Genomic DNA, 22325 nt, shown 5'->3' with positions numbered 1-22325 from the left:
AAAGTACCCCTAAAAAACATCGGCCTTGGAGCGGGGAGCCCCAAGACCGAATAATCAACCTAAACCTAAAAATTTGATATCTTTATTTCACCCGTTCGATATAATCTCCCGTACGTGTATCTACTTTTACTTTGTCTCCCTGATTTACAAAAAGAGGTACCTTAATCTCCACTCCCGTTTCCACTGTCGCACTTTTTAAGGCATTGGTAGATGTGTCGCCTTTAACTGCCGGTTCCGTATAGGTAATTTCCAATTCTACGGTTGTGGGTGCCTGAGCCATGATCGGTTCATCGCTCTCAAGCGCCACAATCACCTGCATACCTTCTTTCAAAAACCGTGCCGAATCACCGAAAAGATGCTTCGGAACATTAAATTGTTCAAACGTATTATTGTCCATCACCACAAATGTCTCGCCCTCCTCATACAGATACTGGTAATCGCTGGTTTCTACCCGCGCGATTTCAACTTCCTCATCCGTACGGAAACGGTATTCAACGAGTTTGCCGGTTTTTACATTGCGCATCCGCGCCTGATAAAACGCCCGCAGGTTGCCGGGCGTGCGGTGAATAAATTCCTCTACGTTTACCAGTGCACCATTGAAACGTAAAATATTACCTGTCTTTACTTCTGAAGCTTTAGCCATACGTATTGCTATTCGTAATTCTTAACTGTCCAAAAATACAGAATTCGGTCCCCAGATACAAATGCATCACAAAAAAACACGTCTGCCACGGACAGTCGGTTATGCCTGTTTGTAATCGGTAATCCGAAGGGTTTCCGTGCAGAAACGGTATTCGTGTTCCTGGTTCGAGCATACGATCAGCAACCGGTTTTCCTGTGTTGCCCTGACCAGCTCCAGGTACCAGTCGATCCCTGCACGGTCCAGGTTGGATGTGGGTTCGTCCAGTAACAGGACAGGCACATCCGAGCAGCAGGCCAGCGCCAGTTTTACCCGTTGCCGCATACCCGAAGAAAAGTGGCGCAGCGCTTTATCGCGGGCTGCCTGCAGTCCCGTCAGTTCAATGATTGCCTGGAGGTCGTATCCCGGAAGGTATTTTTTAAATGAAAAATGGAACGCAACCAGTTCGGCGAGCGTAAACTCTTCAATCAGTTCCATGTAGGGCGCTGCGATGGCAATGAGTCGGTACACCTGGTCGATAGCTATGGCCGATCCGTCCAGTGCGTACCGGATATGGCCCGTAGAAGGGGTAAGGCTGGATGCAATGACCTGTAGCAGTGTAGATTTACCGGAGCCGTTCGGCCCCAGTACGGCATAGCTTTGCCCGGCTGAAAATCGGTAGTCCAGGTGCCGGAAAATCCATTCCCGGTTAAACCGTCTACCCATATCTTCGAGCACTATCTCCACGTGGCCGGCATTAGTAGTCCTTATCCCTTAAAGCATACCCTTGCTCTGACCGAATCCCTTCATTACGCCGCGGTTGGAATTCCGGATGAAATCCAGTATTTCATCGCGGACCTCTGTGGGTTTATATTCCGCTTCGATGATATCCAGGGCCTTCGTCAGGTTGTTATTCTTAACGAAAAGAATCCGGTAAATATCCTGTATTTCATTGATCTGGCTGGAGGAAAATCCCCGTCTCCGGAGGCCAACGGAGTTGATGCCCACATAGGAAAGCGGCTCCCGCGCAGCCTTAACAAACGGCGGCACATCTTTCCGCACCAATGAACCTCCTGCGATGAACGCGTGTGACCCGATGTGGCAGAACTGATGAACCGCTACCAGGCCAGCCAGTACCACATAATCGCCCACGGTGATGTGTCCGGCCAGTGTGCTGCTGTTTGAGAAAATACAGTTATCGCCAATAATACAGTCGTGTGCAATATGGCTGTATGCCTGGATGAGGCAGTTTTTTCCGATGACAGTCTTCCATTTGTCCTTCGTGCCCCGGTTTATCGTGACGCACTCCCGGATGGTGGTATTGTCTCCGATTTCAACCGTCGTGTCCTCGCCATCGAACTTCAGGTCCTGTGGGATTCCCGAGATGACTGCTCCGGGAAATATGCGGCAGTTCTTTCCGATCCGAGCACCATCCATGATCGTCACGTTGGAGCCGATCCATGTGCCGTCTTCGATGACGACATCCTTATGTATCGTAACAAAGGGTTCAATAACCACATTACCGGCAATCTTGGCCTGTGGGTGTATATATGCAAGTGGCTGTATCATGATGCCTGGTTATCCTTTACTTTTACGATTTGTGCCATTAACTCTGCTTCTACAACGACCTTTTCCCCTACCATGCCGATGCCCTTCATCTGGGCAATGCCCCGGCGGATGGGCTCCAGCAGGTCACACCGGAAAATAATGGTGTCACCGGGATTGACCTGTGCTTTAAAACGGGCGTTCTCAATTTTGAGAAACAGCGTCAGGTAATTCTCCGGATCAGGTACCGTGCTCAATACCAGTATCCCGCCGGTCTGCGCCATGGCCTCGATTTGCAGCACGCCCGGAAAAACGGGTGCCCCAGGGAAATGTCCCATGAACAGGTCTTCATTCATGGTTACATTCTTTAATCCCACCACATGAGTCTTTGTCAGCTCCAGAATTTTATCCACCATCAGGAATGGCTGCCTGTGCGGCAGGATCTTCATGATCTGTATCGTGTCATACAACGGCGGTACATTGGGATTATAGACCTTCGCATATTTCCGGCCTTTCTCCTTTTTTATCTGTGCTTTTATCTTTTTGGCAAACGCTACGTTCGCCGCGTGCCCCGGTCTCGCTGCCATGATGTGGCCTTTGATCGGCCGCCCCACCAGGGCAAGGTCGCCAATCATATCCAGCAGCTTATGTCGGGCCGGCTCATTCTGGTAGCGCAGCTCAATGTTGTCCAGGATGCCTTCTTTCGCCACGTCGATGTCCTCACGGTTGAACAGCTTGGCCAGGTTCCGCAGTTCTTCCTTGCTTACCTCTTTGTCTACCACAACAATGGCATTATTCAGGTCGCCTCCCTTGATCAGGTTATTTTTCAACAGCATTTCCAGTTCATGCAGGAAACAGAAGGTGCGGGATAGCGCGATATCCTTAGAAAACTCGTCGATGTTACTGATGGATGCATGCTGGCTCCCCAGTACCGGCGAGTTAAAATCAATCATGCAGGTAAAACGGTAGCCGTCAAGCGGCATGGCAACCATCTCCACCTTGCGGTCGGATTCGGTATGATGGATATTATGTGGAATTTCGTAATAATCGCGGTCGGCATTCTGATCGGTGTAGCCCGCCTGTTCCAGCACTTTTACAAATGGAGCCGAGCTGCCGTCCATGATCGGTACTTCCGGTCCGTCGATATCGATCAGCACGTTGTCGATCTGCAGCCCCACCAGCGCAGCCATTAAATGCTCGATGGTACTGACACTGGCGCCGTTCTGGGAAATCGTTGTCCCCCGGGAAGTGTCCGAAACATGATCAGCGTCAACTAAGACAGTGGGTTGGTTTTCCAGGTCGATGCGTCTGAATTTATACCAGTGATGCTCCGGAGCAGGTTTCAGTGTCATGGTTACCGGCTTCCCGGTATGTAAACCGACACCTGAGACGGTAATTTCAGACTTAATTGTTCTTTGTTTTACATTCATAGTCATTATGACTGATCCCCGAACGGGATTAAGGTAGATTTATTTCGATTCTTCTTTAGTTAATAGTAATTGTTCCAGTTCTTCCAGCCGCCGCTCCAATTCCGGCAGGCGGGTATAAATTACCTGTGAGCGCATCTGTGCGTTATAAGGTGTGGCGGGACTTCCCGACCATTTTTTCCCTTCTTCCACAATAGCCCGGTTGACGCCGGACTGGGCCTGTATCTGGCTCCCGTTAGCGATGTTGATGTGGCCTACAACGCCTACCTGTCCGCCGATTACAGCACGTTCCCCAATCTTTGTACTGCCGGAAATACCTGACTGGGCCGCAATGACCGTGTTTTTACCCACCTCCACATTGTGGGCAATCTGAATCAGGTTGTCCAGTTTTACACCCTGGCGAATCACAGTCGACCCCATGGTGGCCCGGTCGATTACCGTATTGGCGCCCACCTCCACGTGATCCTCGATCAGCACATTGCCAATCTGGTTGATTTTCTGATAGGTGCCGTCTTCTTTCGGGGCAAATCCGAAGCCATCACTCCCGATCACCGTACCCGAGTGTACAGTCACGTGCGCACCGATGACACAGTCGTAATAAACGCATACACGGGGGAACAGGGTTGTGTCGTTCCCGATCTGCACATGGTCGCCCACATAAACGTGGGGATATATTTTACAGTTATCGCCGATAACTGCATCCTTGTCAATATAAGCAAAAGCACCGATGTAAACGTTCTTCCCGATTTTCGCGCTGGGATGAATATAAGAAGGCTGCTCCACTCCTGTTTTTTCCAGGCGCATCTTGTTGTATACCTCCAGCAGGGTGGAAAACGCGGAATATGCGTTCTTGGTCCGGATAATCGTACTCTGCACCGGCCTGTCCAGTTTCTGGTCGGCATTGACAATCACGACCGATGCCTGTGTGGTATAAAGATAGGGTTCGTATTTCGGATTGGATAAAAAGGATAAAGAGCCACTTGACGCCTCCTCAATCTTGGCCAATTGTCCCACCATCACATTAGGGTCTCCTTCCAGGGACCCGCCTACGAGTGTTGCGATTTGATGTGCGGAAAATTGCATCTGCAAATTTATAAGTTTAAATACTATAAACAAACTATTGCTGGTTGTCAGTCCATTGTATGGAAATCACCGCAATAATTCCTTGGGAAAAGAAACAGCAAATTTTTGGACTTTCTTTGATAATGTTTCCAGGTTAGCTAAATCTGAAGCTTCGGCGATATCCAATATGCTGCCGTCCTTCATTAAAATTTTTATATTACTGTCATTCAGTTCGTAGGCGCTGTTCTCAATGGGCTGCACCCAAACGTAATAATCCGCCTTTGACGGATCGATTCCAAAAAATGTTACGGCCTTTTGTTTCAGATCCGCAAGCTGCTCCCGCGCCGGAGCAGTCGTATGCAGTTCCGTATGGTAAAGCTCCCTCGTGATCAACCGGGTACACAGCATGCTCAATACATCGTCTGCGTGATATGCCCACGTCTTGATTGCCGACAAAATATCAGTGTCATCAAGACGCGAAAAATGTACCAAATGTGACACATCCCCAGTGAAATTTTCCCGGGTAATCCTGTTGCACAAAAAATGTTCCAAGGATGGCGAGGCAAATAAGGTAATGCCCATTCCACACAGTTCCTTGGCCCGTTGGAGAATTTTAAGGAGCATCTGCTCGGCACTTAACACGGTCTTATGCAGGTATACCTGCCAATACATCAGCCGCCGCGCGATCAGGAATTTTTCGGCTGAATAAATTCCCTTTTGTTCGAGCACCAATTCATTGCCGGCAACATTCAGCATTTTGATGATCCGGTCAAAACTGATCACCCCTTCATAAACACCCGTGAAGAAGCTGTCGCGGTTCAGGTAGTCCATCCGGTCGATATCAAGCTGTCCGGATACCAACTGGTAAAGAAATTTTTTGGGATAACTGTTGTTGAAAATCGTGATCGCCAGATCGAGCCGCCCCCCAAAGGTCTGGTTCAGTTCATTCATCATGAGCATCGACAGCATTTCATGGGAAACCCCTTCCACCAGCGTATGTTCCAGCGAGTGGGAAAAAGGGCCATGGCCGATGTCGTGCAGTAAAATGGCGGCCAGTACAGCCTCCTCCTCCTCCGGGGTAATCGCGATATCTTTGTTTCGCAGCGTTTCAATTGCCAGGCCCATCAGGTGCATGGCGCCCAGCGCATGCTGGAACCGGGTATGTAAAGCGCCCGGATAAACCAGGTGGGTCATGCTGACCTGCTTGATGTAACGCAGCCGCTGAAAATACGGGTGTTGGATCAGATCAAAAATAAAAGCAGAGGGAATGGAAATGAATCCATATACCGGGTCGTTTATTATTTTTTTCTTATTCAATGCGCGTTCCAATTGCAGGATAGCCCTGATGGCTTCACCTGCCTGCAAAGATACAAGACCTGCCTGTTAATTAATGTTAAAAATCGCTGGATCAGTCAACTTTTCGTTATGTTCGTGGAAAATAGACAGGGGTAAGCAGTAACTGCTTGCCGAACGAACAGTAAAAATTAGCGAAGGATACTGAAAACGATGCAGGAAACGAATATACTCTGGGCAGATGATGAGATTGATTTGTTGAAGCCGCACATCATGCTGCTCAATGAAAAAGGCTACAGCGTGAAAACCGTAACGAACGGAAACGATGCCGTAGACGCATTCAAAAAGGGGTTTTACGACCTGGTTTTCCTGGATGAGAACATGCCCGGCCTCACCGGCCTGGAAACGCTGTTTGAGCTGAAGAACATCAATCCGGCCGTACCCATGGTACTGGTTACTAAAAATGAGGAAGAACACCTGATGGAGGAGGCGATCGGGTTTAAGATAGATGATTACCTGATTAAGCCGGTAAACCCGAAGCAGATCCTGCTTACTATCAAGAAACTGACGGAAAACAAACGGCTGGTGAGCGAAAAAACCTCCATGGCCTACCAGCAGGATTTCCGTAACCTGGGCATGATCCTCAATGACAACCTGGATTTCCGGCAATGGGAAGACGTATATAAAAAATTGGTTTACTGGGAGCTTTCCCTGGAAAAACTGGAAGACGCAGGGATGCATGAAGTACTTACGCTGCAAAAAGCAGAGGCCAACATGCAGTTTTCCAAGTTTATGGAAAAGAACTACCTCCGGTGGATTGCATCACCCGAAAACGGTCCGGTCATGTCGGATCAGCTGTTCCGTAAAAAGGTCTTTCCGGGTCTTCAGGAGGATAGGCCCACGTTCTTTTTCCTGATAGACAACCTGCGGTATGATCAATGGCGGGTGATTAACGAAGTCATCACCAATTATTTCCGTCTGGAAGAAGAGGATAGCTATTACAGCATCCTGCCAACGGCTACCCAGTATGCCCGTAATGCCATATTCAGCGGATTGATGCCGCTGGAGATGGAAAAGCGGTTTCCGGACCTCTGGCAGAATGATGAGGATGAGGGAGGCAAAAACCTGCATGAGGATAAGTTTCTGGCCGATCAGATTAAACGGCTGTACCGCAGGGAGTGCAAGCACGCGTACCATAAGATACTTACGCTTGATCAGGGGCGCGACCTCGCCGAAAACCTGAGCAACCTGATGGGAAATGATCTGAATGTGCTGGTGTATAATTTCGTGGATATGCTTTCGCATGCCCGCACGGACATGGCCATGATCCGCGAATTAGCCAATGATGAAGCAGCCTATCGTTCACTGACCCTGTCGTGGTTTGAGCATTCACCTTTGCTGGATGCCCTGAAATGGCTGTCACAGAAACAGGTTCGGGTCATCATTACCACGGATCACGGCACCATCCGGGTCAAGCATGCCAGCAAGGTAATCGGCGACCGGAACACCAACACCAACCTGCGTTATAAACAGGGGAAAAACCTGAATTATATTGCTAAGGATGTCTTCCACATCAAGAATCCGCATGACGCCATGCTGCCTAAACTGCACGTAAGCTCCAGCTTCATTTTTGCAAAAGAGGATACCTATTTTGTCTACCCGAATAATTACAACCATTTTGTCAATTATTTCAATGAGACATTCCAGCACGGCGGCATATCGCTCGAAGAGGTCATAATTCCCTACATTACGTACACCACCAAATAGCAAAAACCGTATTTTTGTCGCATGGTTATCGAAATCGCGCATTTGGGCGCCCTTTCCGATGCGGCTGCGAAGCTGCTGGACGCAGCCGGTACGCGGCGTGTATTGCTATTCTACGGTCCGATGGGCACAGGTAAAACGACCTTGATTAAAGCCATTTGCGGACAGCTGGGGGTAACCGACGCCACGGCAAGTCCTACCTTCTCCATTGTCAATGAATACACAACCCCCCGCGGGCCGGTTTACCACTTTGATTTTTACCGCATAAAATCCGAACAAGAGGCATTCGATCTGGGCTACGAGGAGTATTTTTATTCCGGCAACTATTGTTTTGTAGAGTGGCCCGAAAAAATAGCTGGCCTGTTGCCGCCCGATGCCGTTTCTGTGCGGATTGATGCGGACGCGGATGGCAAACGTACCTGCACGGTTTCCCTGGGTTAAACTACCCGGCCCAGCCCATACCGACCCACTGGCGGCGGCCCGGGCCTAAAAAATATCCTTTCCATGCAACCTTTTCCCAATTAATTGCATCTTAGCAATAAACACATCAGCATTGGAGCAAACCGTTGCATTAGATCATTTGTATGAAGGTTGTAAAGCAAACGACCCCCGAGCCCAGGAAATGCTGTATCGCAAGTTGGCCTCCGGCATGCTGGGTGTGTGTATGCGTTACGTGAGAACCACTGCCGAGGCCGAAGATGTGCTGCAGGCCGGGTTTATTAAGGTGTTTACCCAGATTGAGAGCTTTCGCGGTGAGGGGTCATTTGAAGGTTGGATCCGCCGGGTAATGATTAACACCGCAATTGAAACGTACCGGAAAAACGGCCGGTCTGTGCAGGTGATGGAGCTGTCGGAGGTAACGGACGCGCCGCAGGAAGCAGCGGTGATCGATGCACTGGCATGTGAAGACCTGCTGGCTATGATCCGGCTGTTACCGGATGGCTACCGGGCCGTATTTAACCTGTATGCCATTGAGGGATATTCGCATAAGGAGATTGCCGAACTGCTGGAGATCAGCGAGGGGGCGTCCAAATCGCAGTTATCAAGGGCCAGAAACTGGCTTAAAGAACGAATCAAGCAAATAAAAGCATATGAATCCAGATGATAATCCATTTGATCGCCATATCCGGGATAAGATGAAAAATTTTACCCCGGACGTCTCTGCCGGCCTGTGGGATAAGATTGAGGCCGGCCTGGCGCGTAAAACGCCGGATGAGGCTGCGATGCCTGTCCGGCGCCGTACCGTGTCCGTTGCCTGGCGGTGGGCCGCCGCCGCAGTGCTGCTGGTGGGCGTGCTGTCCTACTGGGCCAGCCGTCCGGTACCGGTTATTTACCTGCAGGGGAAAACAGCGGCACCAATGGCGGAAACGCATGCACAGCCCGCCGGTCCCGTCGCGGCCAGCCGTCCGGCCGGGGAAACTGCATCGGTAATGCCCGGACGTACCCGGACAGCACGGGCATTACCGCGAAAAGTACGGTCGGAGCCAATACCGGCGGCAACCGCACCGATACAGGAAGTGCTCCCTTCCGAACCGGCCGTAAAACAAACACCAGCCGTGCAGCTACCACCCGCCGCAACCCCGCCATCGCTCCGTGCCACTCCGGAGACGGGTAGTTCCGGATCGGACATTGCCGAAGTGCCCGACCTGCAGCCCCCGGTGGTGCTGGACGACACGGCAGCGGAAATGCTGGCATCCGCACCGCGCTCCAATCCGTTCGGCGTAAGCCAGCTGCTGAATTTCGTAGTGGGAACGGTAGACCGACGGGAAGAAAAAGCGGTGCTCTTTTCCAGCGATAGCGAAGGCTCCATAAAAATCGAATTTAACCTGGCACGAAACCGAAGCAGGAAATAATACGTTACTAAATCAGTCAGACATGAAATACACCAGCCTTACATTATTTTTATGCACCATCGCCCTGGCATCCGTTGCCCAGGAAGGCCAGCGTGCAGAGCGCCAGCGCCAGCGTGCGATTTCGGCCGATACGGTCATTGTGGAAGACGTGGATACCGGAGAGAAACGCAAGGTACGGATTCTGGTTCCCGGTGAAGACGAAGGCATAATCCGTGTTGGAAGCGAGGAAAAGACATATCGGCTCCAGACGGATGAACCGGAGGAAACAGCTCATGATACCCGGAACGCGCGCCCCATTTATGGTATTACCCTGTCGCGGATTGATCTCGGGCTGGTCAGGTTAGTGGATAACGGAAGCTTTACGTTGTCCGATAATAACCGGGACTTCCGGTACCGGCCCGGAAAGACGGTTAATTTCGGGTTCGACCTGTTGCAGGTGGGTTACCGCTTCAACGACCACTTCCGTATCTTTTTATCCGGTGGATTTGACTGGACCTATATCCGGTTCCGTGAGAACATCGATCTGCGGGAAAACACCACCCCGCTGGCCTGGGATATCGTCGACCGTAACGAAATCAATTATACGAAGAACCGGCTGACAGCCACCTACCTCCGGCTGCCGCTCACGTTCGAGTGGCGCAGCCGTCATTATGACGGGTTGGGCCGACTGAAATTTGCTGTCGGACCAGAGGGCGGTTTCCTGCTGAAGGGCACCCAACGCTTTAAAAGTGACGAATTTGGAAAGCAAAAATTTAAGGATGACTATAACTTAGCGCAATTCCGCTACGGCGCATTTGCCCGGGTTGGCGTAGGCCCTTTCGGCATCTATGCCAAGTATTACATTAACGATAGCTTTGAAAACAGTCCGCAGCAGGAAGGGCTGCGCAATTTCGCATTCGGGTTGATGTTTGGGTTCTGACAATGCGCCCGCCGGCAGGGACTGATAATTACCGTCGCTGGCAATCCGGTACATTTTTCGTAATTTTGTGCCGTCCCGGTACCTGCCGGGGCGGCTTTTTTATGGCTGTACCCGCTACAAATTCCCCTTCCTGTTCCCTTCCTGCTGATGTGCCGCGCGAAGGCCTGGCTTTCATCCATGGTGAAAACGTCGGCCGCTCGTTTTCGGGTAAACAACCGGTTATTGCGGTAAGCGGACTGTCTTTTCAAATCGGGGAGGGGAAAATTACGGCAATTGTTGGTGAAAGCGGGAGCGGAAAGAGTACCTTGCTGCGACTGATTTATGGCCTCTTGGAACTTCAGGAGGGCGAAATCCGCTACCGGGGAAGGAAAGTGCCCGGCCCGCAGGAAAAGCTGATTCCCGGGCATGAGGCCATGCGGATGGTCTCGCAGGGCTTTGACGACCTGAATACCTATGCCAATGTGTGGGACAATATCGCCTCACAGCTGCCGAATACGGATCTGGACGCAAAACAGGCAAAAACCGAACGTATTTTACGGCAGCTGCGCATCGCGCACCTGGATAAACAGCGCGTTGCCGACCTCAGTGGCGGAGAAAAGCAGCGGGTGGCTATCGCCCGGGCACTGGTTAATGAGCCGGAAGTATTGCTGATGGACGAGCCGTTCAACCAGGTGGACGCCTCCTTCCGGGACTCCCTGCAACGCGATATCCGTTCCATTGTGGCAGATACCGGCCTTACGGTGATCCTGGTGTCACACGATCCGGCCGAAGTACTTTCCATGGCCGATGAGTTGATCATCCTGCGTGGCGGGCGACTGGTGGCGGCGGGCAACCCATTAACACTTTACCAACAGCCCCCGGATGCCTACACCGCCCGTTTGCTGGCGCGGAGCAACGTGCTGAACCCGATCGAAGCCCTGGAGCTGGACATCCGTACCGGAACGTCGGTGGCCATCCATCCGGAGTGGCTCATCCCGGCTCCCGACCCCGCCGGAGCGTTTGAACTGCTGGAAGTGCGCTTCAAAGGGTTTTACGAGGAGCTGACGCTCGGCCGGAATGGCGTGACGCTTCAGGCAATACACCGGGACATCGGTACGTACCGGACCGGCATGCGTGTTAACCTCCGGGTCGAGCGGTATCAGCCGCTGGGATAACCGGCAAAATTCAATCCGTATCCAACAGTACCCGTGCCTGCTTTTCGATCTCCGTTTTTATCCGGAGGTCGTGAACCCCGTCAATAACGGCTGTTTCGGCATCCCTGTTTTTTGCCGACCGGTGAAAGTCCACCGCCTGCCGGTCGCGCAGCGACACATCATACGCATCCCGTGTGCTCATCAGCTTGACCAGCACGGGCAGACACTCAAAAAAGACAAAGAGTAACATGATAAAGGTGATCGCCGCATAATTGGCGGTATTCACGCTGCCGTCGGCACGGTATTTCAGGTCGCCTAACGCCGCATTCCGATCGGCAAAGCCGGCATGCTGGACCACGCTGTCCAGTCGCGCGCCCGTAAGCAGCCGCTCATCCGATAGGCCTTCCGCTTGTTTTTGTTCCCGGATAAATGTTTCCTGGTGTTGGATGCGCGTGCGTAACGAGTCCAGGTACTGTTCCTGTTTATCCAGGTCGGCCTGCCGTCTTTTGGCATATGGTCCATAACCGGTAATTCCCGAAGTCTCCGGCGTTTTATCGCCGAACGTCTCCTGGTACAGCTTCACGTGCCCGGCCTTGATGGCGGCCTCCAGCGTATCCCGTTCGCTGCGCAGGGCGGCCAGCCGCTCCAGTTCCAGGGTGTATTTGCGGTCAAACGCGAGGTTCAGCGTATCCAGCGTAGCCCGTTGCTGGTCCAGGTAATTGGTGGCCAGCTGCTGGCGGATTTCCTTATCGAATATTTTGAGTTCGAGCGGCCGTGAAATGACGATGCCAATCAGGATGGCGAGCAGTATCCGTGGGGTAGCCTGCAGCAGCTGCTTGCCTCCCGGAGCATTTTTATTAATGCTGGCAACGATGTAGCGGTCCATGTTAAAAATGGCCAGCCCCCACAGCAGTCCGAAAAACAGCGCATATAAGCCCGCAGGCCCGCTGCCACTGAATACGAAATACAGGGCATATCCACCCGATAATGCCGCAAAAAGGCCGGTGAAAAATATGGTGGCTCCGATACCGACGTATTTATGCCGTTCGGCGGGATAATGTTCCAGCGTTTCCCGGTGCGCGCCGCTGCACCACCAGAAGAAGAGGGTTACCTGTTTCATCGCATCAGGGGTTTGATCGGTTAGACCGCACGGCTGCGATATTGTTACGTTGATCCGCCGCCATAAAGCGGCTGGGTTTACGTGCTGTTCCCACGGCGGTACAGACAGGTTTACCACGTTGCCGTAGCTGCTTCGCGCTGAACCCGCCAGCAGTCCGGGGTGGGTCCAGCTATTTACGTAAAAAACTGGACTCACTCTGGACTCATTCCGGACTCACCCTGGACTCACTATGGACTCACTCCGAAGAAATGTGCCAGAAGTCTTCACCCTTTCCTATACCTGATCGCCGTGCCGTTCATTGACTTGGTTTCTATCGGATATTAGTAACTTTGGATAAACCGTGTGATACATGATGATACGCCATTTATTATTCCTTGCCGTGACATTGGGCCTTTTGCTGCCGTCTGCCGCGGCACAGTCCCTTCCTGAACAGCTGGATGCCGTGATGCGGCAGCATTATCCATCGGACCGGTTACCCGGAGGTGTGCTGGTGATCAAAGAGGGAGAAGAGCCGGTCTTCAGCCGGGGGTACGGCTCGGCCGACCTGGAAACGGGTACCGCCATAAAAGCCGATACGCATTTCCGTATGGCCTCGGTGAGCAAACAGTTTACCGCGATGGCCGTTTACCTGTTGACTGAAGCAGGGAAACTCACCATGGAAGCTCCGCTGGCGCAATTTTTTGAAGGCCTTTCCGATAGCGTGGGTGCGATCACCGTCCGGCAGCTGCTGAACCACACGTCGGGTATCTGGGATTATGAGGCATTAATTCCCGATTCACAGACCGTACAGGTACTGGATGCCGATGTGCTGCAGCTGATCAGGAGGCAGGAGCAGACTTACTTTGCACCCGGTACCCGCTTCCGGTACAGTAACACCGGTTACTGCCTGCTGTCACTCATCGTTGCGAAAGTAAGCGGCCAGCGCTATGCCGATTTTGTAAGGCAGCATATCTTTTTGCCACTGGGCATGGAGGAAGCACTGGTGTATGAACCACAGGTGGAAATCGCCAGTCGGGCATACGGTTATCACCCGGATGGGGACCGTTTTGTATTTGCCGACCAGAGCCTCACCAGTGCTGCCCAGGGCGATGGGGGCGTGTACCTGTCGGCACAGGAATACCTGCGCTGGGCCGAAGCATTGCTGGTCGACAGTTTCCCGTCATCCGCCTATCAGGATTTACTGGAAGCCGAAAAAGCACCTGTCAAAGGGAACGTGTACTATAGCATGGGTTGGTTCATTGGCCGCGAAAAAGATGGGACTACCTGCCTGTTCCATTCAGGGGAGAGTACCGGCTTCCACAACATCGTATACCTGAACCCGCGCCGCGGATTGACGATCGCGTTATTCACCAACCGTGACGACATGGAAATAGCCGGGATTTTTGAGCGGGTGGCACAGCTTATGGGAATCAACCCCCAGGTGGCGGCGACCGACGAGCCCGTGTCGCTTTTCCGCTGGCTGAATGAAGTCTATTAGATTCCCGCGGAATTAAATTGCAGGTCGTACAGGCGTTTGTAATAGCCATCGATGCGGAGTAATTCCTGGTGTGATCCCATTTCTTTCATTTCCCCTTTGTCCAGCACGATAATTTTGTCGGCTTTCTGAATGGTCGAAAGGCGGTGGGCAATCACAATGGAAGTACGCCCTTTCATCAATGTGTCGATGGCCTGCTGGATCAGGATTTCGGTTTCGGTATCTACCGCTGATGTGGCCTCGTCGAGCACCAGGATTTTCGGATCGTGCACCAGCGCCCGGATAAAGGAGATGAGCTGGGCCTGCCCCGAAGACAGGGTAGCCCCGCGTTCCTGGACCTGGTAATCGTATCCACCGGGCAGCCGCTGGATAAAATCATGTGCACCCACCTGGCGGGATGCCTGAATGATCTGTTCGCGGGTAATGTCGGGATTGTTCAGGCTGATGTTATTCGCAATGGAATCGGCAAACAGAAAAACATCCTGCAAAACGGTGGCGATGGTGCGGCGCAGGAAATTAAGCTCATATTCGCGGATATCCATGTTGTCGAGCAGAATAGCACCCTGATTCACCTCGTAAAAACGGCTCAGTATATTGATGGTGGATGATTTTCCGGCACCGGTGGCACCAACAAGTGCCAGTGTTTCTCCCGGCCGGATATGGAAATTCAGGTCTTTAAGCACCCACTTTTGCTCGTCGTAGGCGAACCATACCTTATTGAACGTGATTTCGCCACGGACGTGGGCGGGTTGCTGCCGGCCGTCATTGGCTGATTTTTCATCGGTGTCGAGTACGGCAAAGATGCGCTCGGCACTGACCATGCCCATCTGCAGCGTATTGAATTTATCGACGAGTTCCCGGATGGGGCGAAAAATCATGTTAATATACATGATGAATGCTACGATGACGCCCGGCGACAGCCGGTCGGCCAGCACTTCCCTTGAACCGTACCAGACCAAGAGCCCCAGGGCAATGGCCATGATGATTTCGATGACCGGGAAGAAAATCGAGAAATACCAGTTGGCCCGGATATGTGCATTGCGGTGTTCGGCATTGGTTGCCTTGAATTTCCGCATTTCCTGTTCCTCACGGGCAAAATACTGAATGATACTGATGCCGGAAATGTGTTCCTGGAGAAAGGTATTTAAGTTGGAAATCCACTGACGCACGTCCTGGAAAGCCGATTTCATGGCCTCTTTGAAAACGTATGTGGCGCCAATCATCAACGGCATGGGAATCAACACGATAAGTGTAAGTTTCCAGTCGCTGTAAAACATCACGCCGAGGATAACGACCAGTTGCAGCACGTCGCCGATAATCTGGAGCAGTCCTTCTGAAAAGATATTGGCAATGGTTTCCAGGTCGGAGATTGTACGGGTAATCAGCCGCCCGATCGGTGTGCGGTCAAAATATTTGAGCCGGAGCCCGGTAATGTGGTTAAATACATCAATCCGCAGGTCGCGGATGACCGATTGCCCTAGTGTATTGGTCATCAGCGTGTGAAAATAGCGGATGACCGTCTGGAGCAGCAGCAGTCCCAGCATCAGTATCAGCATCATGCGCAGCCCATCGGTGTCGTTCTGAAGGATAAACCGGTCCAGCGTATATTCAATCAGCATGGGCAGCGCCGGCGCCACGGCCGCCATAACGAGGGTGAGCACGATGGAACCGATAAAAATACCCCGATAGGGTTTTACATAGCGCATGACCCGCCGGAGGAGGTGCGCATCGTATGTTTTACCGGTAACCTGGGACTCGCTCAATTTACTTGTTCTTGGCTGTCAGCAAAAGGACAGGGTGCAAAAGTACGGATTTTTTTCACGTATCTTATTCGGGGATGTAGGGATATACGACTTCGGTGAGGTACAGGCCGTGAGCCGGTACGGAGGTGCCCGCTGCGCTGCGGTTGCGGCTGGCAACCACGGTATGCATATGTTCAGGGGGTTTTTCCTTCCGGCCGATTTCCAGGAGGGTGCCCACTATGGCGCGCACCATGTTGCGGAGGAACCGGTCGGCCGAAATATAAAAAATGAGCCTTCCGTCCGGTGTCCATTGCCATTCGGCGCGGGTGAGTTTGCAGGTAAAGGTAGCCACCTGGGTATTGGATTTGCTGAAACAGGCGAAATCGCGGTAATCCAACAGGTAGCCGGCCGCCTTGTTCATGGCGTCCACGTCGGGAATTCCGTGCACCTGCCAGGACCGGCCCTGTAAAAAGGGGTTCTTGTCGAAGTGAAGGTGATATTCATAAGATCGTTTTACCGCGTCGAACCGGGCATGGGCATCCGACGGTACGGCAATCAGCCTTTTGGCCGCGATATCCGGGGGCAGCAGCGAATTCAGGCTATGCAGCATCCGCTGCGGGTCAGGTATGTCGTTACCTGCAGCCAGGTCGAAGTGCGCATACAGCTGGCGGGCATGCACCCCCGCATCGGTACGGCCACATCCGGTGGTTGCGATCGGCTGGCGCACCACCACGCCAAGTGCGGCGTCAAGCAGTTCCTGCACGGTGCGGGCATTGGGCTGCGCCTGCCAGCCATGGTAAGCGCCTCCGTCAAAAGCAATTTCAATAAAATACCGTGTTTGCAAGGTTTTCACAGGAACAAAGGTAGGATTTAAAACAATTTTTCTAAGTTTGCCTTATCTAATCAATAATCAGGTTACGTCCTTATGATACAGCGCATACAAACTATTTGGTTGTTTCTGGCTTCTGCCACCATTTTTGCGTTATTCCTTTTTCCCTACCTGCAATATGCAGATCTTGCCGGCATGGGCCAGGCGCTGAAGGTGACGGGAAAATACCGTGGATTCGAAGGACAGGCCATCCGTGAGGAATGGTTTCTGCTGCAGACCATAGCCACCGTAGTACTGGGTATCTTTCCTTTGTACATTGTCTTTCAGTATAAACAGCGCAAGCTGCAGCTGCAGCTGATTGTGCTTGAGCTGGTGCTGATTCTCCTGTTCGGCTTTTGGCTGTATTCGTCGGCAAGTACGGCGTTGACCGAAGCCCGGCAGTTCCTTTCAGCCCGGAACATCGGCGTCGGCTTTTTCCTGCTGCCCATCGCGATGATCTTTCTGTTGATGGCCATGGGCGGGGTACGTAAGGACGAAAAACTAATCAAGTCGGCCGACCGGCTCCGGTAACACCATGGAATGAAATTGCACTCCAAACTATACCTGCTGATCCTTTGCATGGCGCCCGTTCTGGCGGCGGCACAGTCGGGGAACGCTGCGACCGACCCGGTGGATTCTACTACAGTGGTGGTGGACAGCGTGCAGTTCGATGTGGTGGACTTCCGGATCGACTCAGCTACGCACACCGCGACCGTGGAGATTACACTGACCAACCTTAAAGCCGATCCGCGCGAACTGAAAATCAACGTTTATGGTACCCAGCTGGTCGACGATCAGCGGAATGCATATTACTTTTCCACCATGGCTCTGGGACAGGTACTCATGCGGTTCACCGACCGGCAGAATTACCTGCACTACGTACTGCAGCCCCGTACAGCGGTTCCGTTAACCGTCACGGTGGAACGCATTGCGCCGGATGCCAAGCGGATAGCGGTAACGAAAGTGGTATTTGAAGACCGGGCGGAAGTGGGCCGGTTTTTGGATGTTTACCTGGGCAACTGACCTACCGGTACCGGATCTGCTGCTTATCCATCAGCCCCATCTGGTCTTTCATCAGTTTGATCTGGTCGGCCAGCAGTTTATTCTTGTCTGCTTTTTTGGCTTCCTGCAGGTATTTGGTGGCTTCCCTTTTATTGCGTTTGGCCATGGCAATACCAGCCAGACTTAATTTCGCCAGGGCAACGTTGTGTCCCATGTGCAGGCCCAGCGTCAGTGCCCGTTTGAAATATTTTTCCGACTGGAGCGGCGCTTTCTGGGATTCGAGCAGGCCAAGCAGCAGGTGGTAATAACCATGCTGTGCGCGGATGAGCTGTTTTTCATACTGGGTAATGTTTCCCAGCCACTTAGCGGCTTTTGGCATATTTTCTTTGCGCAGGTAAAATTGCGCAATAAGCATGTTCTCGTTGAAAAAAACGGTGACGAACGCGATAAGGGTAAGGAAGATACCCAATATTCCCCAGCCCCACTCGCCATAAATGAATAAGGCCACGGTACCCAGTAGCAGGAGTGAAGAGAGGATAATTCGAACAATATTTGACATGTAATCTATTTCTTTGCGTAAACCCAACAAAATAAAAATTAGGCAAATATCCGTTTATTTGGGCGCTTCTACAACCTGTTTTCTTTACATTTTGTAAAATTTATTTATTTGTACCGGCTGTTTTCAACCGGGTATTGCCAAATAAAGAATATATTGCCAACGCATATGAGCATTCACTTAGAAAGCAGCTGGAAGGCCGTACTGGAGCCGGAATTTGAAAAACCCTACATGCAGGCACTTAAAGGGTTTTTGAAATCCGAATTGCAGCAGCATGCCGTCTTTCCGCCGAACCGGCTTATTTTTAACGCATTTGAACACACCCCGTTCGATCGGGTAAAGGTGGTGATCCTGGGGCAGGACCCGTACCACAACGTCGGGCAGGCCATGGGACTATCCTTTTCGGTGCCCCGCGGCATTGAAATCCCGCCGTCCCTGCGGAATATGTATAAGGAACTGCAGACGGATATTCCGGGTTTCCGGATTCCGGACCATGGCGACCTGACGGCCTGGGCCGATCAGGGGGTACTGCTGCTCAACGCAACGTTGACGGTACGTGCACATACCGCCGGATCGCATCAGCGGAAGGGATGGGAAACGTTTACCGATAAGGCTATTGCCGAATTGTCGGCGCGTCGCGAAGGATTGGTTTTTCTGCTGTGGGGGAGGTATGCCAAGGATAAGGCGGCCTTAATCGACTACCGGAAGCACCATATCCTGACCGCCGCACACCCCTCGCCGTTATCGGCCCACAACGGCTTTTTTGGATGCGGGCATTTTTCCAGGGCCAACCAGTTTCTGGAAGCGCATGGACTGAAGCCGATCGACTGGCAGGTCTGATCAGTATTCCATGGGCACGATGGGTTCTTTCTTACTGGTCGACATGATCATCATCGTCTGGAATGTTTTCACGTAGGGGATCTTGCTTATTTTTTCCATGATGACGGCCTCGTAAGCCTTGATGTCCTTTACGTATACCTTCAGGATGAAATCGCACTGACCCGTTACGTGGTGGCATTCGGTCACCTCCTTGATGTGCTGCACGGCGGCGACAAACTCCGGAATGGCGTTATGCGTATGGAAGTCGAGGGAAACCTGGATAAATGATTTGATGCCCAGTCCGAGCTTCTCTTCGTCGACAAATGCGTGATAGCTTTTGATGTATCCCGAGTTTTCGAGTTTGCGTACCCGTTCCAGCGTGGGAGCAGGCGAGAGGCCGATGCTCGAAGCCAGCTGCAGGTTGGTGATCCGGCCGTTTTCCTGCAGCAATTTCAGGATTTTGAAATCGGTTTTATCGGGTTGGAAAGGCATAACTGTGTTTTTAATATGCTAAACAGGGCAATATACCAAATTATATTTGGCAATAATACAATTAATTTTTGAAGAATTGCTGCGCAGTCATGTAGCCCGATCCTACGGCGTCGGACGACAGGCGAATTTTTCATTATCACCGATTTGTAAAAATACCGGATCGGCGGGATGGAAACTGCAAATCTGCTTGATTTTCGCTATTTTACATGAAAAGAACAGTGCATGGATAAGGTTTATTGCGGCCAAAACCGTAACTTTGCAGGGCTAAAGCGGAGATGCCGCCAGCCGTTATGATGTTTACATTTTGTGAAGGAGCATTATGAGTACAAAAGACGATGAAATGTTAAAAGAGCTCGCGCTCGAAGAGTATAAATACGGGTTTACAACCGATATCGAGATGGATATTGCCCCGAAGGGGCTTAGTGAAGATACGGTGCGGTTAATCTCGGCTAAGAAAAATGAACCGGAATGGTTGCTGGAGTGGCGGCTTAAGGCATTGCGCCATTTCATGAAGATGGATATGCCTGCCTGGCAGAATTTCACGCTCCCGGAAATAGACTTCCAGGATATTTCCTATTACGCGGCTCCCAAAGCAAAACCCAAACTGAACAGCCTGGATGAAGTAGACCCCGAATTGCTTTCTACCTTTGAAAAGCTGGGGATTCCGCTTGATGAACAGAAAGTACTGGCCGGCGTGGTTGCCGTGGATGCGGTGTTTGACAGTGTGTCGGTGAAAACCACATTCCGTGAAAAACTGAAAGAACAGGGTGTTATCTTCTGTTCCTTTGGCGAAGCAGTACAGGAGCATCCTGAGCTGGTGAAACAATACCTTGGCAGCGTGGTGCCGCAGACGGACAATGTTTATGCGGCATTGAACTCGGCCGTATTTTCCGATGGCTCGTTTGTATATATCCCTAAGGGGGTGCGCTGCCCGATGGAGCTTTCCACCTATTTCCGAATTAATGCCGAAAATACCGGCCAGTTTGAGCGGACTTTGATCATTGCCGACGAGGGAGCCTACGTCAGCTACCTGGAGGGGTGTACGGCCCCGATGCGGGATGAAAACCAGCTGCATGCGGCAGTCGTGGAACTGATTGCGCTGAAGGATGCCGAAATCAAATATTCGACCGTGCAGAACTGGTATCCGGGCGATAAGGATGGCAAAGGCGGAATTTATAATTTCGTGACCAAGCGCGGCATATGCAAAGGCGATAACAGCAAGATCTCCTGGACCCAGGTAGAAACCGGATCGGCGATTACCTGGAAATATCCGGGCGTAATCCTGAAAGGCGATCATTCGGTCGGCGAGTTTTATTCCGTCGCCCTGACGCGTAACAAGCAACTTGCGGATACAGGTACGAAAATGATTCACCTGGGTAAGCATACCCGCAGCAAGATTGTGTCAAAGGGCATATCGGCAGGTACCAGCCACAACAGCTACCGCGGACTGGTGAAGATTGGTCCCGGTGCGGAAGGTTCCCGTAATTTTACGCAATGTGATTCGCTGCTGATCGGCGACCGCTGCGGTGCACATACATTTCCCTATATCGAAAACCGGAATAGAACCGCTACGCTCGAACACGAAGCAACTACTTCCAAGATCGGGGAGGACCAGCTGTTCTACCTTACCCAGCGGGGAATCGATCCGGAGAAAGCTGTAGGCCTGATTGTCAACGGGTATGCCAAGGAGGTGCTTAATCAGCTCCCAATGGAATTTGCTGTTGAAGCACAGAAACTGCTTGCAATTTCCCTGGAAGGCAGCGTCGGATAAGCGTCCGGACGGCTCCATTTGAATGAAATTAAACGCAAATAATTTATAGTACGCAAAATAGAATGTTAACAATCAATAATTTACACGCTGCAGTCGAAAGTCAGGAAATCCTGAAGGGCTTAAATCTGGAGGTAAAGGCGGGAGAGGTACATGCCATTATGGGACCCAACGGTTCGGGCAAGAGTACGCTCGGGAATGTGCTTGCCGGACGGGAGTCCTACGAAGTGACTGCTGGCGAGGTGTTGCTGGACGGTAAGGATTTGCTGGAGCTCTCGCCCGAAGACCGGGCGCGCGAAGGCGTATTCCTGGCCTTCCAATATCCGGTGGAGATCCCCGGAGTATCCAATATCAACTTTCTGAAGACCGCGCTGAGCGAAATCCGCGCATACAAAGGATTACCGCCGCTGGAAGCCCGGGATTTCCTGAAGATGGTAAAGGAAAAACAGCAGCTGGTTGAGTTTGATGCCAAGCTGGCTAACCGGTCGTTGAACGAAGGGTTCTCGGGTGGTGAAAAGAAACGCAATGAAATTTTCCAGCTGGCTATGCTGGAACCGAAGCTGGCCATTCTTGATGAAACCGATTCGGGACTGGATATCGATGCCCTGCGCATCGTGGCCAGCGGAGTAAATCACCTGCGTTCAAAGGATAATGCCTTCATCGTGATTACCCACTACCAGCGGCTGCTGGAATACATCGTTCCGGATTTCGTACACGTGCTGTATAAAGGACGTATTGTGCGTTCCGGCACCAAGGAACTGGCATTGGAGCTGGAAGAAAAAGGATACGACTGGATTAAAGAAACTGTTGGGGCGGAAAACGCTGTTTAATAAAATAAGACGGTATTATCGAACGCCACTAGCGAAAGA

The 22325-nt window shown here is 51.7% G+C and carries 23 protein-coding genes; 12 read left to right on the top strand and 11 right to left on the bottom strand.

Annotation, left to right across the window (positions count from 1 at the left end; all coding sequences use genetic code 11):
• Positions 1–82: 82 nt before the first annotated feature.
• From efp to NEV57_RS05885, 6 genes are all read right to left on the bottom strand, one after another.
• Entirely contained in the window at positions 83–643 is a 561-nt protein-coding gene (gene efp / locus NEV57_RS05910; RefSeq protein ID WP_257657375.1) for an elongation factor P, read from the bottom strand.
• Positions 644–742: 99 nt separating this feature from the next.
• Complete coding sequence (locus NEV57_RS05905; protein ID WP_257657374.1) at positions 743–1366, bottom strand: ABC transporter ATP-binding protein; 624 nt, start codon at positions 1364–1366, stop codon at positions 743–745.
• A gap of 27 nt (positions 1367–1393) precedes the next feature.
• A complete protein-coding gene (gene lpxA / locus NEV57_RS05900) occupies positions 1394–2188 on the bottom strand; it encodes an acyl-ACP--UDP-N-acetylglucosamine O-acyltransferase (protein WP_257657373.1) in 795 nt (264 codons plus the stop codon).
• Complete coding sequence (locus NEV57_RS05895) at positions 2185–3594, bottom strand: bifunctional UDP-3-O-[3-hydroxymyristoyl] N-acetylglucosamine deacetylase/3-hydroxyacyl-ACP dehydratase (protein WP_257657372.1); 1410 nt, start codon at positions 3592–3594, stop codon at positions 2185–2187. The genes lpxA and NEV57_RS05895 overlap by 4 nt, the downstream gene beginning before the upstream one ends.
• Before the next feature lie 39 nt (positions 3595–3633).
• Positions 3634–4674 carry a UDP-3-O-(3-hydroxymyristoyl)glucosamine N-acyltransferase gene (gene lpxD / locus NEV57_RS05890; RefSeq protein WP_257657371.1) on the bottom strand — a complete coding sequence of 347 codons (1041 nt, stop codon included), beginning with the start codon at positions 4672–4674 and terminating at the stop codon, positions 3634–3636.
• Positions 4675–4740: 66 nt separating this feature from the next.
• The gene (locus NEV57_RS05885; RefSeq protein WP_372340065.1) at positions 4741–5970 is read right to left on the bottom strand and encodes an HD domain-containing protein; all 1230 of its coding nucleotides are present in this window, start codon (positions 5968–5970) and stop codon (positions 4741–4743) included.
• Positions 5971–6159: 189 nt separating this feature from the next.
• Here NEV57_RS05885 and porX point away from each other — a divergent pair, with 189 nt between their 5' ends.
• The 6 genes from porX (at position 6160) to NEV57_RS05855 (ending at position 11636) form a co-directional block, all read left to right on the top strand.
• Positions 6160–7713, top strand: a complete 1554-nt coding sequence (gene porX / locus NEV57_RS05880) for a T9SS response regulator signal transducer PorX (protein ID WP_257657369.1) — start codon at positions 6160–6162, stop codon at positions 7711–7713.
• Between the two features lie 21 nt (positions 7714–7734).
• Positions 7735–8151 carry a tRNA (adenosine(37)-N6)-threonylcarbamoyltransferase complex ATPase subunit type 1 TsaE gene (gene tsaE / locus NEV57_RS05875; protein ID WP_257657368.1) on the top strand — a complete coding sequence of 139 codons (417 nt, stop codon included), beginning with the start codon at positions 7735–7737 and terminating at the stop codon, positions 8149–8151.
• Positions 8152–8263: 112 nt separating this feature from the next.
• A complete protein-coding gene (locus tag NEV57_RS05870) occupies positions 8264–8815 on the top strand; it encodes an RNA polymerase sigma factor (RefSeq protein WP_257657367.1) in 552 nt (183 codons plus the stop codon).
• Between the two features lie 31 nt (positions 8816–8846).
• Positions 8847–9563: a hypothetical protein gene (locus NEV57_RS05865; RefSeq protein ID WP_257657366.1), complete on the top strand. Its 717-nt coding sequence runs from the start codon at positions 8847–8849 to the stop codon at positions 9561–9563.
• 22 nt (positions 9564–9585) lie between these two features.
• Entirely contained in the window at positions 9586–10482 is an 897-nt protein-coding gene (locus tag NEV57_RS05860; protein WP_257657365.1) for an outer membrane beta-barrel protein, read from the top strand.
• 101 nt (positions 10483–10583) lie between these two features.
• Entirely contained in the window at positions 10584–11636 is a 1053-nt protein-coding gene (locus tag NEV57_RS05855) for an ABC transporter ATP-binding protein (protein WP_257657364.1), read from the top strand.
• A 10-nt stretch (positions 11637–11646) separates the two neighbouring features.
• On the opposite strand, the gene NEV57_RS05850 is transcribed toward NEV57_RS05855, so the two are convergent.
• Complete coding sequence (locus NEV57_RS05850; RefSeq protein ID WP_257657363.1) at positions 11647–12735, bottom strand: DUF4407 domain-containing protein; 1089 nt, start codon at positions 12733–12735, stop codon at positions 11647–11649.
• 349 nt (positions 12736–13084) lie between these two features.
• Between NEV57_RS05850 and NEV57_RS05845 the strand changes: the two genes are divergently transcribed.
• A complete protein-coding gene (locus tag NEV57_RS05845; RefSeq protein ID WP_257657362.1) occupies positions 13085–14212 on the top strand; it encodes a serine hydrolase domain-containing protein in 1128 nt (375 codons plus the stop codon).
• On the opposite strand, the gene NEV57_RS05840 is transcribed toward NEV57_RS05845, so the two are convergent.
• A complete protein-coding gene (locus NEV57_RS05840) occupies positions 14209–15915 on the bottom strand; it encodes an ABC transporter ATP-binding protein (protein WP_372340064.1) in 1707 nt (568 codons plus the stop codon). The two genes, NEV57_RS05845 and NEV57_RS05840, sit on opposite strands and share 4 nt — an antisense overlap.
• 121 nt (positions 15916–16036) lie before the next feature.
• Positions 16037–16804: a tRNA pseudouridine(38-40) synthase TruA gene (truA, locus tag NEV57_RS05835; protein WP_257657360.1), complete on the bottom strand. Its 768-nt coding sequence runs from the start codon at positions 16802–16804 to the stop codon at positions 16037–16039.
• A gap of 72 nt (positions 16805–16876) precedes the next feature.
• On the opposite strand from truA, the gene NEV57_RS05830 reads away from it, so the two are divergent.
• Together NEV57_RS05830 and NEV57_RS05825 are read left to right on the top strand one after the other, a co-directional pair.
• Entirely contained in the window at positions 16877–17350 is a 474-nt protein-coding gene (locus NEV57_RS05830; protein ID WP_257657359.1) for a DUF4293 domain-containing protein, read from the top strand.
• Positions 17351–17359: 9 nt separating this feature from the next.
• Positions 17360–17842 carry a hypothetical protein gene (locus NEV57_RS05825; protein WP_257657358.1) on the top strand — a complete coding sequence of 161 codons (483 nt, stop codon included), beginning with the start codon at positions 17360–17362 and terminating at the stop codon, positions 17840–17842.
• A gap of 1 nt (position 17843) precedes the next feature.
• Here NEV57_RS05825 and NEV57_RS05820 read toward each other — a convergent pair whose 3' ends face one another.
• Positions 17844–18380 (bottom strand): DUF2892 domain-containing protein, encoded by a 537-nt coding sequence (locus NEV57_RS05820; RefSeq protein ID WP_257657357.1) that lies wholly within the window; start codon positions 18378–18380, stop codon positions 17844–17846.
• A 165-nt stretch (positions 18381–18545) separates the two neighbouring features.
• On the opposite strand from NEV57_RS05820, the gene ung reads away from it, so the two are divergent.
• The gene (gene ung, locus NEV57_RS05815) at positions 18546–19217 is read left to right on the top strand and encodes a uracil-DNA glycosylase (protein WP_257657356.1); all 672 of its coding nucleotides are present in this window, start codon (positions 18546–18548) and stop codon (positions 19215–19217) included.
• On the opposite strand, the gene NEV57_RS05810 is transcribed toward ung, so the two are convergent.
• Entirely contained in the window at positions 19218–19688 is a 471-nt protein-coding gene (locus tag NEV57_RS05810) for an Lrp/AsnC family transcriptional regulator (RefSeq protein WP_257657355.1), read from the bottom strand.
• A gap of 319 nt (positions 19689–20007) precedes the next feature.
• On the opposite strand from NEV57_RS05810, the gene sufB reads away from it, so the two are divergent.
• Both sufB and sufC read left to right on the top strand, forming a co-directional pair.
• On the top strand, positions 20008–21459 hold the full coding sequence (gene sufB / locus NEV57_RS05805) for a Fe-S cluster assembly protein SufB (RefSeq protein WP_257657354.1): 1452 nt from the start codon (positions 20008–20010) through the stop codon (positions 21457–21459).
• A 62-nt stretch (positions 21460–21521) separates the two neighbouring features.
• Complete coding sequence (gene sufC / locus NEV57_RS05800) at positions 21522–22286, top strand: Fe-S cluster assembly ATPase SufC (protein ID WP_257657353.1); 765 nt, start codon at positions 21522–21524, stop codon at positions 22284–22286.
• The last annotated feature ends 39 nt before the right edge of the window (positions 22287–22325 follow it).

The sequence above is a fragment of the Parapedobacter lycopersici genome (assembly GCF_024643285.1).
GTDB lineage: Bacteria > Bacteroidota > Bacteroidia > Sphingobacteriales > Sphingobacteriaceae > Parapedobacter > Parapedobacter lycopersici.
Note: the sequence above shows the minus strand (reverse complement) of the source record. Positions and strands in the feature narration are given on the sequence as shown.

Coding starts and splice junctions, on each gene's coding strand:
- efp (WP_257657375.1), bottom strand. CDS start 643: ATGGCTAAAGCTTCAGAAGTAAAGACAGGTAATATTTTACGTTTCAAT.
- lpxA (WP_257657373.1), bottom strand. CDS start 2,188: ATGATACAGCCACTTGCATATATACACCCACAGGCCAAGATTGCCGGT.
- NEV57_RS05895 (WP_257657372.1), bottom strand. CDS start 3,594: ATGAATGTAAAACAAAGAACAATTAAGTCTGAAATTACCGTCTCAGGT.
- lpxD (WP_257657371.1), bottom strand. CDS start 4,674: ATGCAATTTTCCGCACATCAAATCGCAACACTCGTAGGCGGGTCCCTG.
- porX (WP_257657369.1), top strand. CDS start 6,160: ATGCAGGAAACGAATATACTCTGGGCAGATGATGAGATTGATTTGTTG.
- tsaE (WP_257657368.1), top strand. CDS start 7,735: ATGGTTATCGAAATCGCGCATTTGGGCGCCCTTTCCGATGCGGCTGCG.
- NEV57_RS05865 (WP_257657366.1), top strand. CDS start 8,847: ATGAAAAATTTTACCCCGGACGTCTCTGCCGGCCTGTGGGATAAGATT.
- NEV57_RS05860 (WP_257657365.1), top strand. CDS start 9,586: ATGAAATACACCAGCCTTACATTATTTTTATGCACCATCGCCCTGGCA.
- NEV57_RS05855 (WP_257657364.1), top strand. CDS start 10,584: ATGGCTGTACCCGCTACAAATTCCCCTTCCTGTTCCCTTCCTGCTGAT.
- NEV57_RS05850 (WP_257657363.1), bottom strand. CDS start 12,735: ATGAAACAGGTAACCCTCTTCTTCTGGTGGTGCAGCGGCGCGCACCGG.
- NEV57_RS05845 (WP_257657362.1), top strand. CDS start 13,085: ATGATGATACGCCATTTATTATTCCTTGCCGTGACATTGGGCCTTTTG.
- NEV57_RS05840 (WP_372340064.1), bottom strand. CDS start 15,915: ATGCGCTATGTAAAACCCTATCGGGGTATTTTTATCGGTTCCATCGTG.
- NEV57_RS05830 (WP_257657359.1), top strand. CDS start 16,877: ATGATACAGCGCATACAAACTATTTGGTTGTTTCTGGCTTCTGCCACC.
- NEV57_RS05825 (WP_257657358.1), top strand. CDS start 17,360: ATGAAATTGCACTCCAAACTATACCTGCTGATCCTTTGCATGGCGCCC.
- NEV57_RS05820 (WP_257657357.1), bottom strand. CDS start 18,380: ATGTCAAATATTGTTCGAATTATCCTCTCTTCACTCCTGCTACTGGGT.
- ung (WP_257657356.1), top strand. CDS start 18,546: ATGAGCATTCACTTAGAAAGCAGCTGGAAGGCCGTACTGGAGCCGGAA.
- NEV57_RS05810 (WP_257657355.1), bottom strand. CDS start 19,688: ATGCCTTTCCAACCCGATAAAACCGATTTCAAAATCCTGAAATTGCTG.
- sufB (WP_257657354.1), top strand. CDS start 20,008: ATGAGTACAAAAGACGATGAAATGTTAAAAGAGCTCGCGCTCGAAGAG.
- sufC (WP_257657353.1), top strand. CDS start 21,522: ATGTTAACAATCAATAATTTACACGCTGCAGTCGAAAGTCAGGAAATC.